This is a genomic window from Klebsiella sp. 1SOBk10mer, assembly GCF_046602535.1.
Lineage (GTDB): Bacteria > Pseudomonadota > Gammaproteobacteria > Enterobacterales > Enterobacteriaceae > Klebsiella > Klebsiella quasipneumoniae.
This window is the reverse complement of record NZ_JBKIUP010000015.1, coordinates 49840-63014: the sequence shown is the minus strand read 5'-3', so window position 1 is coordinate 63014 and position 13175 is coordinate 49840. Positions and strand designations below refer to the sequence as shown.

At 58.1% G+C, this 13175-nt stretch carries 12 protein-coding genes; all 12 read left to right on the top strand.

All coding sequences use genetic code 11. The features are described 5' to 3' along the window. Positions 1–233 precede the first annotated feature (233 nt). From wecA to wecG, 12 genes are read left to right on the top strand one after another with little or no spacing between them, the layout of a single operon-like run. Complete coding sequence (gene wecA / locus ACLH1I_RS23940; protein ID WP_004886849.1) at positions 234–1337, top strand: UDP-N-acetylglucosamine--undecaprenyl-phosphate N-acetylglucosaminephosphotransferase; 1104 nt, start codon at positions 234–236, stop codon at positions 1335–1337. Positions 1338–1350: 13 nt separating this feature from the next. Beyond that, positions 1351–2397, top strand: coding sequence for an ECA polysaccharide chain length modulation protein (wzzE, locus tag ACLH1I_RS23935; RefSeq protein WP_004886846.1), 1047 nt, complete (start codon positions 1351–1353; stop codon positions 2395–2397). A gap of 56 nt (positions 2398–2453) precedes the next feature. Further along, positions 2454–3584, top strand: a complete 1131-nt coding sequence (wecB, locus tag ACLH1I_RS23930) for a non-hydrolyzing UDP-N-acetylglucosamine 2-epimerase (protein WP_017899409.1) — start codon at positions 2454–2456, stop codon at positions 3582–3584. Next, on the top strand, positions 3581–4843 hold the full coding sequence (wecC, locus tag ACLH1I_RS23925; protein WP_062913794.1) for a UDP-N-acetyl-D-mannosamine dehydrogenase: 1263 nt from the start codon (positions 3581–3583) through the stop codon (positions 4841–4843). Before wecB ends, wecC begins: the two co-directional genes overlap by 4 nt. Then, complete coding sequence (rffG, locus tag ACLH1I_RS23920; protein ID WP_064183899.1) at positions 4840–5907, top strand: dTDP-glucose 4,6-dehydratase; 1068 nt, start codon at positions 4840–4842, stop codon at positions 5905–5907. The genes wecC and rffG overlap by 4 nt, the downstream gene beginning before the upstream one ends. Positions 5908–5925: 18 nt before the next feature. Further along, a complete protein-coding gene (rfbA, locus tag ACLH1I_RS23915; protein WP_004886836.1) occupies positions 5926–6807 on the top strand; it encodes a glucose-1-phosphate thymidylyltransferase RfbA in 882 nt (293 codons plus the stop codon). Then, positions 6785–7459, top strand: coding sequence for a dTDP-4-amino-4,6-dideoxy-D-galactose acyltransferase (gene rffC / locus ACLH1I_RS23910; RefSeq protein ID WP_004886833.1), 675 nt, complete (start codon positions 6785–6787; stop codon positions 7457–7459). The genes rfbA and rffC overlap by 23 nt, the downstream gene beginning before the upstream one ends. Before the next feature lie 4 nt (positions 7460–7463). After that, on the top strand, positions 7464–8594 hold the full coding sequence (rffA, locus tag ACLH1I_RS23905; RefSeq protein ID WP_004886831.1) for a dTDP-4-amino-4,6-dideoxygalactose transaminase: 1131 nt from the start codon (positions 7464–7466) through the stop codon (positions 8592–8594). A 1-nt stretch (position 8595) separates the two neighbouring features. Next, positions 8596–9846 carry a lipid III flippase WzxE gene (wzxE, locus tag ACLH1I_RS23900; RefSeq protein WP_048326197.1) on the top strand — a complete coding sequence of 417 codons (1251 nt, stop codon included), beginning with the start codon at positions 8596–8598 and terminating at the stop codon, positions 9844–9846. Then, positions 9843–10919 (top strand): TDP-N-acetylfucosamine:lipid II N-acetylfucosaminyltransferase, encoded by a 1077-nt coding sequence (locus ACLH1I_RS23895; RefSeq protein ID WP_004886826.1) that lies wholly within the window; start codon positions 9843–9845, stop codon positions 10917–10919. Before wzxE ends, ACLH1I_RS23895 begins: the two co-directional genes overlap by 4 nt. Continuing rightward, positions 10916–12262 (top strand): ECA oligosaccharide polymerase, encoded by a 1347-nt coding sequence (gene wzyE / locus ACLH1I_RS23890; protein WP_017899404.1) that lies wholly within the window; start codon positions 10916–10918, stop codon positions 12260–12262. Before ACLH1I_RS23895 ends, wzyE begins: the two co-directional genes overlap by 4 nt. Before the next feature lie 11 nt (positions 12263–12273). Next, a complete protein-coding gene (wecG, locus tag ACLH1I_RS23885; RefSeq protein ID WP_004886818.1) occupies positions 12274–13014 on the top strand; it encodes a lipopolysaccharide N-acetylmannosaminouronosyltransferase in 741 nt (246 codons plus the stop codon). Positions 13015–13175: the final 161 nt, after the last annotated feature.

Here is a 13175-nt window from a genome sequence, read left to right as displayed (position 1 = left end):
AAAGCCAAAAACGCCACGCCTTTGCGTGGCGTTTTCATTTTGGGATTTGTATGATCCAGAGACAGAGAAAGCGGGACGAAAGTTGTCGTATAATGGCGCCGGACAGCAGGCGGAGACAGCTTTAACAGACTAAAATCTATACAATAAATTTGTAATGTTCTGCTTTTCCCCTTCTGGAGTTGGGGCATCATCGCTATACTTCCCGGATTAACTATGCTGAGAGCACATGCGTTGTGAATTTACTCACTGCTATTACTGAATTAATCAGTATTTTCTTATTCACGACCCTCTTTATTTTTGTCGCGCGGAAAGTGGCAAAAAAGATTGGGTTAGTGGATAAACCAAACTATCGCAAACGGCATCAGGGGTTGATTCCGTTGGTCGGTGGTATCTCAGTTTATGCAGGCATCTGTTTTACCTTCGCTATCGCCGATTATTATATTCCTCACGCCTCGCTGTATCTGGCCTGTGCGGGGGTATTGGTGCTGGTTGGTGCGCTGGACGATCGCTTCGACATCAGCGTGAAAATTCGCGCGGTCATTCAGGCCGCGATCGCCGTGATTATGATGATGGCAGGGAATCTGCATCTGAGTAGTCTGGGCTTTATTTTTGGCTCGTGGGAGCTGGTGCTGGGGCCCTTCGGCTTCTTCCTTACTCTGTTTGCCGTCTGGGCCGCCATCAATGCGTTTAATATGGTCGATGGGATTGACGGTCTGCTCGGCGGCCTGTCATCGGTCTCCTTTGCGGCGACCGGGATCATCCTTTGGTTTGATGGCCAGTACAGCCTGGCGATGTGGTGTTTTGCGATGATCGCCGCCATTCTGCCCTATATTCTTCTTAATCTTGGCGCCCTCGGCCGCCGCTATAAAGTTTTTATGGGTGACGCCGGCAGCACCATGATTGGCTTCACCATCATCTGGATCCTGCTGGAAACCACCCAAGGTAAAACGCATCCCATCAGCCCGGTCACTGCGCTGTGGATTATCGCTATCCCGTTGATGGATATGGTGGCGATTATGTATCGCCGCCTGCGTAAAGGCATGAGTCCTTTCTCACCGGACCGGCAGCATATTCATCATTTGATCATGCGCGCCGGGTTTACTTCCCGCCAGGCGTTCGTCCTGATTACCCTGGCCGCTGCCCTGCTGGCGCTGGTTGGCGTCGCGGCGGAATATACCCGCATTGTGCCGGAATGGGTGATGTTAATTCTCTTTTTGGTGGCCTTCTTCCTTTATGGCTACTGTATTAAGCGCGCCTGGAAAGTGGCGCGTCTGGTTAAGCGCATCAGACGCAGAATTCGGCGACACAGCGGCAATAATCCGAAACTAACCAAGTAAAGCTGGGGATGTGATGACTCAACCATTACCGGGAGCACAAGCAGTGAACGTTGAGAACGAGCTGGATATTCGCGGGCTGTTTCGCGCTTTATGGGCAGGAAAAGGCTGGATAGTCGGCGGCGCTGTTCTCTTCGCCGCTATCGTGTTGGTGTACACCTTCTTTGCTCGCCAGGAGTGGAGCGCCACGGCGATCACCGATCGGCCTACTGTCAACATGTTGGGGGGGTACTATTCCCAGCAGCAGTTCTTACGCAATCTGGATATCAAAGCCGACCTGGCCTCGGTGGATCAGCCTTCCGCCATGGATGAAGCGTATAAAGAGTTCATCATGCAGCTGGCCTCCTGGGACACCCGGCGTGATTTCTGGCTGCAAACGGACTACTACAAGCAGCGCCAGTCGGGTAATGCTCGCGCCGATGCGGCGATGCTGGATGATTTGATTAACAATATCCAGTTTATGCCCGGCGATGCGGCCAAGAGCGTCAATGACAGCGTCAAACTGACTGCCGAGACTGGGCAGGATGCCAATAATTTGCTGCGCCAGTATGTGGCTTTCGCCAGCCAGCGGGCGGCCGGCCATCTTAACGACGAACTCAAAGGCGCCTGGGCGGCGCGGACGGTGCAAATGAAGGCGCAGGTGAAGCGCCAGGAGGAGGTGGCCGAGGCTATTTTCAACCGCCGGACCCACAGCGTGGAGCAAGCGCTGAAGGTCGCTCAGCAGCATAACATCTCACGCAGCGAAACGGATGTTCCTGCCGATCAGTTGCCGGATTCAGAGCTATTTTTATTGGGCAGGCCGATGCTGCAGGCCAGACTGGAAAACCTGCAGGCCGTCGGACCGGAATATGACCTCGATTACGACCAGAATCGCGCCATGCTGAGCACGTTGAACGTCGGTCCAACGTTGGACCCGCGTTTTCAGACTTACCGGTATTTGCGAACGCCGGAAGAACCTGTAAAACGCGATAGCCCGCGCCGTGTATTTCTGATGGTGATGTGGGGGATTGTGGGTGCGCTCATCGGCGCAGGCGTGGCGTTATCGCGTCGTCGTGTCCTGTGATTGCGGCCTGTGGTGAAGGGCAGATGACCTTCATCGCCTAATCGAAGAGAATCGATGTGAAAGTACTAACTGTATTTGGCACGAGGCCGGAAGCCATCAAGATGGCTCCTCTGGTCCATGCGCTGGCAAAGGATCCTCATTTTGAGGCGAAAGTATGCGTGACCGCGCAGCATCGGGAGATGCTCGATCAGGTGTTGAAACTATTCTCCATCACCCCGGACTACGATCTCAACATCATGAAGCCGGGGCAGGGGCTCACCGAGATCACCTGCCGTATTCTTGAGGGGCTGAAGCCGGTCCTGGAGTCGTTTAAACCCGACGTGGTGCTGGTGCATGGCGATACCACCACCACGATGGCGGCGAGCCTGGCGGCGTTTTACCAGCGCATACCGGTGGGCCATGTAGAGGCGGGGCTGCGGACCGGCGATTTAAGTTCGCCGTGGCCGGAAGAGGGCAACCGTACGTTGACCGGGCATCTGGCGACGTACCACTTCGCCCCTACGGAAACCTCGCGGCAGAATCTCCTGCGGGAGAACATTGCCGACAGTCGCATCACGGTGACCGGTAATACCGTCATCGATGCTCTGTTCTGGGTGCGCGATCGGGTTCTGGGCGATGAAGCGCTACGGGAGACCTTGCTGCAGCGCTACCCTTTCATTAGCCACGGTAAAAAAATGATTCTGGTTACCGGCCATCGGCGGGAAAGCTTCGGCCGCGGTTTTGAGCAGATCTGCCAGGCGCTGGCGGAGATAGCCCATACCCACCCTGAGGTGCAGATTGTCTATCCGGTTCACCTGAATCCTAATGTCAGCGAACCGGTGAACCGTATTCTCGGCCATATCGACAACGTGATGTTGATTGAACCGCAGGACTACCTGCCGTTCGTCTGGTTGATGGATCGGGCCTGGCTCATCCTGACCGATTCCGGTGGCATTCAGGAAGAGGCGCCTTCCCTGGGGAAACCGGTGCTGGTCATGCGCGATATGACCGAACGTCCGGAAGCGGTGGCCGCCGGCACCGTGTGTCTGGTGGGCACTGACAGCCAGCGCATCGTCGCGGAAGTGACGCGTCTGCTGGAGGATGATGCCGCATACCAGGTGATGAGCCGCGCGCATAATCCTTATGGCGATGGCGAAGCATGTCGTCGAATTTTGTCTGCACTTAAAAATAATCAGGTAACGCTATGAGTTTTTCTACCATTTCAGTGATTGGCCTTGGCTATATCGGGCTGCCAACCGCTGCCGCGTTCGCCTCCCGGCAGAAGCGGGTGGTCGGCGTTGATGTCAATCAACATGCCGTGGAGACCATTAACCGTGGAGAGATTCATATCGTGGAGCCGGATCTGGCGAGCGTGGTGAAGACCGCGGTCGAGCAGGGGTATTTAAGCGCCACCACCACCCCGGTGGCAGCGGATGCCTACCTGATTGCCGTGCCGACGCCGTTTAAAGATCGCCACGAGCCGGATATGGTGTTTGTCGAGTCGGCGGCAAAATCCATTGCGCCAACGTTAAAGAAAGGTTCGCTGGTGATCCTCGAGTCCACCTCGCCGGTCGGGTCGACCGAACAGATGGCTGAGTGGCTGGCGGAGATGCGCCCGGATCTTAGCTTCCCCCAGCAGGTGGGTGAAGCGGCGGACGTGAATATCGCCTACTGCCCGGAGCGGGTATTGCCCGGTCAGGTGATGGTCGAGCTGATTAAAAACGACCGCGTTATCGGGGGCATGTCGCCAGTCTGCTCCGCTCGCGCCAGCGAGCTGTATAAAATCTTCCTTGAAGGCGAATGTGTGGTGACCAACTCGCGTACCGCTGAGATGTGCAAGCTGACGGAAAACAGCTTCCGCGACGTCAACATCGCTTTTGCCAACGAGCTGTCGCTGATTTGCGCTGACCAGGGCATTAACGTCTGGGAGCTGATCCGCCTGGCGAACCGTCATCCTCGGGTGAATATCCTGCAGCCGGGTCCGGGCGTCGGCGGCCACTGTATCGCCGTCGACCCGTGGTTTATCGTGGCGCAGAACCCGCAGCAGGCGCGTCTGATCCGCACGGCCCGTGAGGTTAACGACCACAAGCCGGAATGGGTTATCGAACAGGTGAAAACGCAGGTAGCGGACTGCCTGAATGCCACCAACAAACGGGCCAGCGAACTGACCATTGCCTGTTTTGGCCTCGCCTTTAAGCCGAATATTGACGACCTGCGCGAAAGCCCGGCAATGGAAATTGCCGCGCAGATTGCCCGCTGGCACAGCGGCACGACGCAGGTGGTTGAGCCCAACATTAACGCGCTGCCGAAGAAGCTCGACGGTCTGTGTACGCTGGCGACCCTCGATGCGGCGCTGGCCAGCGCCGATGTGCTGGTGATGCTGGTCGATCACCATGAATTTAAAGCCGTTAGCGGCGATAGCGTCACCCAGGCGTATATCATCGACACCAAAGGAGTGTGGCGGTGAGAACCATTCTGGTCACCGGCGGCGCGGGCTTCATTGGTTCGGCGGTAGTGCGGGAGATTATCCAGCACACCGCCGATCGCGTGGTGGTGGTGGATAAACTGACCTACGCCGGCAATTTAATGTCGCTGGCGCCGGTGGCGCAGGATGCGCGTTTCGCCTTTGAACAGGTGGATATTTGCGACCGCGGCGAGCTTGATCGTATTTTCGTTCAGTATCAACCGGATACAGTGATGCACCTGGCGGCGGAAAGCCATGTCGATCGTTCGATTGACGGCCCGGCGGCGTTTATTGAAACCAATATCGTGGGCACCTATACGCTGCTGGAGGCGGCCCGTAGCTGGTGGAATACGCTGGCTACGACGCAAAAATCGGCGTTTCGCTTCCATCACATCTCCACCGATGAAGTGTATGGCGATCTGCACGGCAGCGATGATTTCTTTACCGAGACCACGCCCTATGCGCCAAGCAGTCCCTATTCGGCCTCGAAAGCCAGCAGCGACCACCTGGTGCGCGCCTGGCTGCGAACCTATGGCCTGCCGACGCTTATTACCAACTGTTCGAACAACTACGGCCCGTATCACTTCCCCGAGAAGCTGATCCCGCTGACGATCCTCAACGCGCTGGCGGGCAAGCCGCTGCCGGTGTATGGCAATGGACAGCAGATCCGCGACTGGCTGTACGTGGAAGATCACGCCAGGGCGCTATATCTGGTGGCGACCCGCGGCGAACCCGGCGAGACTTACAATATCGGCGGTCATAACGAACGTAAAAACATCGAGGTGGTGGAAACCATTTGCGAATTGCTCGAAGCGCTGGCGCCGAATAAGCCGCAGGGCGTGGCGCACTATCGCGACCTGATCGCCTTTGTTGCCGACCGCCCGGGCCACGATCTGCGCTATGCCATTGATGCCTCGAAGATTGCCCGTGAGCTGGGCTGGACGCCGGCTGAGACCTTCACTTCCGGTATGCGTAAGACCGTGGCGTGGTATCTGGCGAACGAGCCATGGTGGCGCCAGGTTCAGGACGGTAGCTATCAGGGCGAGCGTCTTGGGCTGCAAGGCTAATCATCTCTGGGGGGAATGATGAAAGGTATTATTCTGGCGGGGGGGTCTGGAACGCGACTGCATCCTATCACCCGCGGCGTGTCGAAGCAGCTGTTGCCGATCTACGATAAGCCGATGATCTACTACCCGCTGTCGGTATTAATGCTGGCCGGGATCCGTGAGATCCTGATCATCACCACGCCGGACGATCTGCGCGATTTCCAGCGCCTGCTCGGCGATGGTTCAGAGTTTGGCATTGCGCTGCACTATGCCGTACAGCCGTCGCCGGATGGTTTAGCCCAGGCGTTTATCATCGGCGAAGCCTTTCTTAACGGTGAACCGGCGTGCCTGGTGTTAGGCGACAACATCTTCTTCGGCCAGAGCTTCAGCCCCAAGCTGCGCAGCGTGGCTGCCCGCACGGAAGGGGCGACGATTTTTGGCTATCAGGTGATGGATCCTGAACGCTTTGGCGTGGTGGAGTTTGATGACAACTTCCGCGCGCTGTCGCTGGAAGAGAAGCCGAAGCAGCCGAAGTCGAACTGGGCGGTTACCGGTCTCTATTTCTACGATGGCAAGGTGGCGGAGTACGCCAAACGGGTCAAGCCATCCGAGCGCGGCGAACTGGAAATCACCTCCATCAACCAGATGTACCTTGAAGATGGCGCATTAACCGTCGAACTGCTTGGACGCGGCTTTGCGTGGCTGGATACCGGCACCCACGATAGCTTGATCGAGGCCAGCATGTTTGTGCAGACCGTCGAGAAGCGTCAGGGCTTTAAAATCGCCTGTCTGGAAGAGATCGGCTGGCGCAACGGCTGGCTGGACGACGACGGCGTCAAACGCGCGGCGAAGCGGCTGGAAAAAACCGGCTACGGCCAATATCTGCTGGATCTGCTCCGTGCCCGTCCGCGCCAGTATTGATCCCCTGGAGTGGGAGAACCGCTTCTTTGCCGTTAACAGCGCCGTCGTTCACTTTGACGAGCGTGCGCCGCTGCTGACGCCTGAGGCGCTGGCGGGGTGGTCGCGGGTGCAGGCGAAGGTAGCCGCCAGCGACACCGTCCGGCTCGATGCGCTGCAGCAGCTGGGTTTTCAGCTGGTGGAAGGCGAGGTCGATCTGGCGCTACCGGTGGGCAACCCTGCGGATGCGGGCGCCGACGTCGCCGTGGAGGCGGATATTGCGCCACTGCGCGAGCTGGCGGCGCAGGCCTTTGCCCTGAGCCGCTTTCGTGCGCCCTGGTACGCTGCCGATGCCAGCGGCCGCTTCTATGCCCAGTGGATTGAAAATGCGGTGCGCGGCACCTTCGATCATCAGTGCCTGATTTACCGCCATCCTGAGGGCGATATTCGCGCCTTTGTCTCCCTGCGCCAGCTCAATGCCACCGAGGCGCGTATTGGCCTGCTGGCCGGACGCGGCGCCGGGGCGCAGCTGATGCAGGCGGCGCGGTACTGGGCCGCTTCGCGCGGACTTTCTACACTGCGGGTGGCGACCCAGATGGGCAACACCGCCGCGCTTAAACGTTATATTCTCAGCGGTGCTAATGTGGAAAGCACCGCCTACTGGCTATACAGGTGACCTCATGATCCCATTTAACGCGCCGCCGGTGGTTGGAACCGAGCTTGATTACATGCAGTCTGCGATGAACAGCGGCAAGCTGTGCGGCGACGGCGGCTTTACGCGCCGCTGCCAGCAGTGGATGGAGCAGCGTTTTGGCACGGCAAAGGCCCTGCTAACCCCTTCCTGCACGGCTTCGCTGGAGATGGCCGCGCTGCTGCTGGATATCCAGCCGGGCGACGAAGTGATTATGCCCAGCTATACCTTTGTCTCCACCGCCAATGCTTTTGTGCTGCGCGGGGCGAAAATCGTCTTCGTTGATATCCGTCGCGATACGATGAATATCGATGAAACGTTAATCGAAGCCGCTATCACCGATAAAACCCGGGCGATCGTCCCGGTGCATTATGCCGGCGTAGCTTGCGAGATGGATATCATCATGGCCATCGCCGACAAGTACAACCTGTTCGTGGTGGAAGATGCCGCGCAGGGGGTGATGTCCACCTACAAGGGGCGTGCGCTGGGCACCATCGGCCATATCGGCTGCTTCAGCTTCCATGAAACCAAAAACTACACCGCTGGCGGCGAGGGCGGGGCGACGCTCATCAACGATCGCACGCTGGTGGAGCGCGCGGAGATCATTCGCGAAAAAGGCACCAACCGCAGCCAGTTCTTTCGTGGCCTGGTGGATAAATATACCTGGCGGGACATTGGCTCCAGCTATCTGATGTCCGACCTGCAGGCCGCCTACCTGTGGGCGCAGCTGGAAGCGGCGGAGCGCATCAACCAACAGCGCCTGGCGCTGTGGCAGAACTACTATGACGCCCTGCTGCCGCTGGCCCGCGCGGGACGTATCGAACTGCCGACGATCCCGGCCGACTGCGGGCAAAACGCGCACATGTTCTACATTAAGCTGCGCGATATCGAGGATCGCAGCAGGCTGATCGCCTGGCTGAAAGAGGCGGAGATCCTCGCGGTATTCCATTACATTCCTCTGCACAGCTGTCCGGCAGGCGAACACTTCGGCGAATTCCACGGTGAAGACCGTTATACCACCCAGGAGAGCGAGCGCCTGGTACGCCTGCCGCTGTTTTACAATCTGTCTGTGGTGAACCAGCGGACGGTGATTAACTCGCTGCTGAGCTACTTCTCCTGATATGTCGTTAGCAAAAGCTTCATTGTGGACGGCGGCATCGACGCTGGTCAAAATCGGCGCCGGGCTGTTGGTCGTCAAGCTGCTGGCCGTCTCGTTTGGGCCCGCGGGCGTTGGCCAGGCCGGTAACTTCCGGCAACTGGTCACCGTACTCGGCGTGCTGGCCGGGGCCGGGATATTTAATGGCGTCACGAAGCTGGTGGCGCAGCATCACGACGATCCCCCGCGCCTGAAGCAGGTGGTGGGCACCTCGTCGGCGATGGTGCTTGGCTTTTCCACACTGCTGGCGCTGGTGTTTTTACTGGCCGCGGCGCCGATAAGCCAGGGGCTGTTCGGCCATACTCATTATCAGAATCTGGTACGGCTGGTGGCGCTGGTACAGATGGGGATCGCCTGGGCGAACTTCCTGCTGGCGCTGATGAAAGGCTTTCGCGATGCGGCGGGTAACGCCTTCTCGCTGATTGCCGGGAGCCTGATCGGCGTGGCGGCTTACTATGCTTGCTACGTGTTGGGCGGCTATCAGGGCGCGCTGCTGGGGCTGGCGTTAGTTCCGGCGCTGGTGGTGGTTCCGGCGGGTATTATGCTCTGGCGGCGGGGTAATATCCCGCTGAGCGCCCTGCGTCCGCGCTGGGATAACGGTCTGGCGGGACAGCTATCGAAATTTACCCTGATGGCGCTGATAACCTCAGTGACCCTGCCGGTGGCTTATGTGATGATGCGTAATCTGCTGGCGGCGCATTATGGCTGGGAGGCGGTCGGTATCTGGCAGGGGGTGAGCAGCATCTCTGATGCCTATCTGCAGTTTATTACCGCCTCGTTCAGCGTCTATCTCCTGCCGACGCTGTCGCGGCTGAGCGCCAAAACGGATATCACCCGCGAGATAGTCAGGTCGCTGAAATTCGTCCTGCCGGCAGTGGCGGCGGCGAGCCTGACGGTCTGGCTGCTGCGCGATTTTGCCATCTGGCTGCTGTTTTCCGATCGCTTTACCGCGATGCGTGACCTGTTCGCCTGGCAGCTGGTGGGCGACGTTTTAAAAGTAGGCGCCTACGTCTATGGCTATCTGGTGATCGCCAAAGCGTCGCTGCGTTTTTATATTCTGACGGAAATCAGCCAGTTCACACTGCTGACCGCATTCTCACACTGGCTTATACCGGCGCACGGCGCGGTTGGCGCGGCGCAGGCGTATATGGCCACTTATATTGTTTATTTCGCCCTTTGTAGTGGCGTGTTTTTACTCTGGCGTAAACGGGCATGACAGCACTGATACATGTACTGGGATCAGATATCCCGCATCATAACCAGACCGTACTGCGGTTCTTTAACGACGAACTGGCCGCCGATCCGCAGGCCAGGAGATTTATGATCGTCGGTGATGAGGCCAGCGTGCGTGATGGGTATCCGGCGCTGGACATCACCTGCTATCCGGGGAAGAAGTCGCTGGCGCAGGCGGTGATTGCGCAAGCCAAAGCCAACCGCCAGCAGCGCTTTTTCTTCCACGGCCAGTTCAATACCGGCCTGTGGCTGGCGCTGTTGGGCGGTGGTATCCGCCCGTCGCAGTTTAACTGGCATATCTGGGGGGCGGATCTGTACGAAAACGCCACCAGCCTGAAGTTCCGCCTGTTCTATCCGCTGCGCCGCCTGGCGCAGGGGCGGGTAGGGCGCGTTTTCGCCACCCGCGGCGATCTGAGCTGGTTCGCAAACCGTCATCCGCGCGTCCCGGGCGAACTGCTCTATTTCCCGACCCGTATGGATCCGGCGCTGAATACCCTGGCCGAAAACGCGCCGCGCGGCGACACGCTGACCATTCTGGTGGGTAACTCAGGGGATCGCAGCAATGAACATATTGCCGCGCTGAAGGCTATTTATCAGCAGTTTGGCGATACGGTAAACGTCATCGTGCCGATGGGCTATCCGGCGAATAACGAGGCCTATATCAATGAGGTTCGTGAGGCGGGGGCGGCGCTGTTTAGCGGTGAGCATCTGCAGATCCTCAGCGAGAAACTGGAGTTTCATGATTATCTGGCGCTGCTGCGCCGCTGCGATCTGGGCTATTTCCTGTTCGCGCGTCAGCAGGGGATCGGCACCCTGTGCCTGCTGATTCAGGCGGGCATTCCCTGCGTGCTCAACCGCGAAAACCCGTTCTGGCAGGATATGACCGAGCAGCATGTGCCGGTGCTGTTCACCAGCGATGCGCTGGACGTCAGCGTGGTGCGCGAAGCGCAGCGCCAACTGGCGAGCGTGGATAAGTCGGGTATCGCTTTCTTCCGGCCGAACTATCTGACGGGCTGGCAGCGGGCGCTACGGTTAGCGGCGGAGGGGCAGGCATGACGTTAATGCAATTTAGCGGGCTGCTGGTAGTCTGGCTGCTGTCGACGCTGTTTATCGCTACCGCCACCTGGTTTGAGTTCCGCCGGGTACGCTTCAACTTCAACGTCTTTTTCTCGTTGCTGTTTCTGCTGACTTTCTTCTTCGGTTTCCCGCTGACCAGTATTCTGGTGTTCCGCTTTGACGTCAGCGTGGCGCCGCCGGAGATTTTGCTGCAGACGCTGCTGATCGCGGTGTGCTTCTATGCGATTTACTACGTGACCTATAAAACGCGGCTGCGTCCGGCATCGCGTGAGGTTGCGCGTCGGCCGCTGTTCACCATGAACCGGGTAGAAACCCATCTGGCGTGGGGCATTTTGATGGGGCTGGCGCTGCTGTGCGTTGGCATCTTCTTCGCCCACAACGGTTTCCTGCTGTTTAAGCTCAACTCCTACAGCCAGATTTTCTCTGCTGAAGTCTCCGGCGTGGCGTTGAAGCGCTTCTTCTACTTCTTTATTCCGGCGATGCTGGTGGTCTATTTCCTGCGCCAGGATTATAAGGCGTGGATCTTCTTCCTCGTCAGCACGGTGGCCTTTGGTTTGCTGACCTACGCCATCGTCGGCGGGACGCGCGCCAATATCATCATCGCCTTCGCCATCTTCCTGTTTATCGGCATTATTCGCGGTTGGATCAGCCTGTGGATGCTGGCGGCGGCGGGCGTGCTGGGCATCGTCGGCATGTTCTGGCTGGCGCTGAAGCGCTACGGGATGAACGTCAGCGGCGACGAAGCGTTTTATACCTTCCTCTATCTCACGCGCGATACCTTCTCGCCGTGGGAGAACCTGGCGCTGCTGCTGCAAAACTACGACAAGATCGATTTCCAGGGGCTGGCGCCGATGATCCGCGATTTCTACGTCTTTATCCCCAGCTGGATGTGGCACGGTCGCCCGACGATGGTGCTCAATACCGCCAACTACTTTACCTGGGAAGTATTAAACAACCATTCGGGGCTGGCGATTTCGCCGACGCTGATTGGCTCGCTGGTGGTGATGGGCGGCGTCTGGTTTGTGCCGCTGGGCGCCGTGGCGGTCGGGTTGATTATTAAATGGTTCGACTGGCTGTATGAGCTGGGCAACCGGGAGAGCAATCGCTATAAAGCGGCTATCCTGCACAGTTTCTGTTTCGGCGCTATCTTCAACATGATAGTGCTGGCGCGCGAGGGCCTGGATTCGTTCGGCTCCCGCGTGGTGTTTTTCCTCGTGATCTTTGGTATCTGCTTGCTGGCGGCGAAACTGCTGTACTGGTTCCTGGATAGCGTGGGACTGATTCATAAGCGCGTAAAACCGCTTTCGCAACCGCAAGTCTGAGAAGGATGGACATGACTGGGACCATTTCCGCGCCGTTGTACCTGTTAAGAGGGCTGCAGCTCATAGGCTGGCGCGATATGCAGCACGCTCTGGATTATTTGTATGCCGACGGCGTTCTCCGCGAGGGGACGCTGGTGGCGATTAATGCCGAGAAAATGCTGGCCGTAGAGGATAACCCGGAGGTGCGGGCGCTGATTGAGGCGGCGGAGTTTAAATATGCGGATGGCATCAGCGTGGTGCGTTCGCTGCGTAAAAAATATCCGCAAGCCCAGGTGTCCCGCGTGGCAGGGGCCGATCTCTGGGAAGCGTTAATGCAGCGCGCCGGCGCTGAAGGCACACCGGTGTTTTTGGTCGGCGGTAAACCTGAAGTCCTGGCGCAGACGGCGTCCAGCCTGCGCCAGCGCTGGCAGGTGAATATCGTCGGCACCCAGGACGGCTATTTTGCTCCTGAACAGCGCCAGGCATTATTCGAACGCATTCGCGACAGCGGGGCGAAAATCGTCACCGTCGCCATGGGGTCCCCGCGTCAGGAGATCTTTATGCGCGACTGTCGGCGTCTGTACCCGCACGCGCTGTATATGGGCGTCGGCGGCACTTACGATGTTTTCACCGGGCACGTGCATCGGGCGCCGAAGTTCTGGCAGGATCTGGGGCTGGAATGGTTCTATCGTCTGCTTTTACAGCCGAGCCGCATCAAGAGACAGTTCCGCCTACTGCGCTATTTACGTTGGCATTATTCCGGTAAGCTCTGATATTCCACTGCAACCAGGCGAGTTTGCATACATATTCTGTGTAATCTCTTCACTCGCCTGATACTTTATTTGCCATTTCCGCAAAATTAATTAACCATTCGCAGGCTTTATACGCGCGGGGGAGACCTGCGCGTCGGCAAGGCTATGAGTTCAGTTAATAA

Bases quoted from the DNA above. Each gene is read 5' to 3' on its own strand.
- wzzE (WP_004886846.1), top strand. From the start codon at position 1,351: ATGACTCAACCATTACCGGGAGCACAAGCAGTGAACGTTGAGAACGAG.
- wecC (WP_062913794.1), top strand. From the start codon at position 3,581: ATGAGTTTTTCTACCATTTCAGTGATTGGCCTTGGCTATATCGGGCTG.
- rfbA (WP_004886836.1), top strand. From the start codon at position 5,926: ATGAAAGGTATTATTCTGGCGGGGGGGTCTGGAACGCGACTGCATCCT.
- rffA (WP_004886831.1), top strand. From the start codon at position 7,464: ATGATCCCATTTAACGCGCCGCCGGTGGTTGGAACCGAGCTTGATTAC.
- wzxE (WP_048326197.1), top strand. From the start codon at position 8,596: ATGTCGTTAGCAAAAGCTTCATTGTGGACGGCGGCATCGACGCTGGTC.
- ACLH1I_RS23895 (WP_004886826.1), top strand. From the start codon at position 9,843: ATGACAGCACTGATACATGTACTGGGATCAGATATCCCGCATCATAAC.
- wzyE (WP_017899404.1), top strand. From the start codon at position 10,916: ATGACGTTAATGCAATTTAGCGGGCTGCTGGTAGTCTGGCTGCTGTCG.
- wecG (WP_004886818.1), top strand. From the start codon at position 12,274: ATGACTGGGACCATTTCCGCGCCGTTGTACCTGTTAAGAGGGCTGCAG.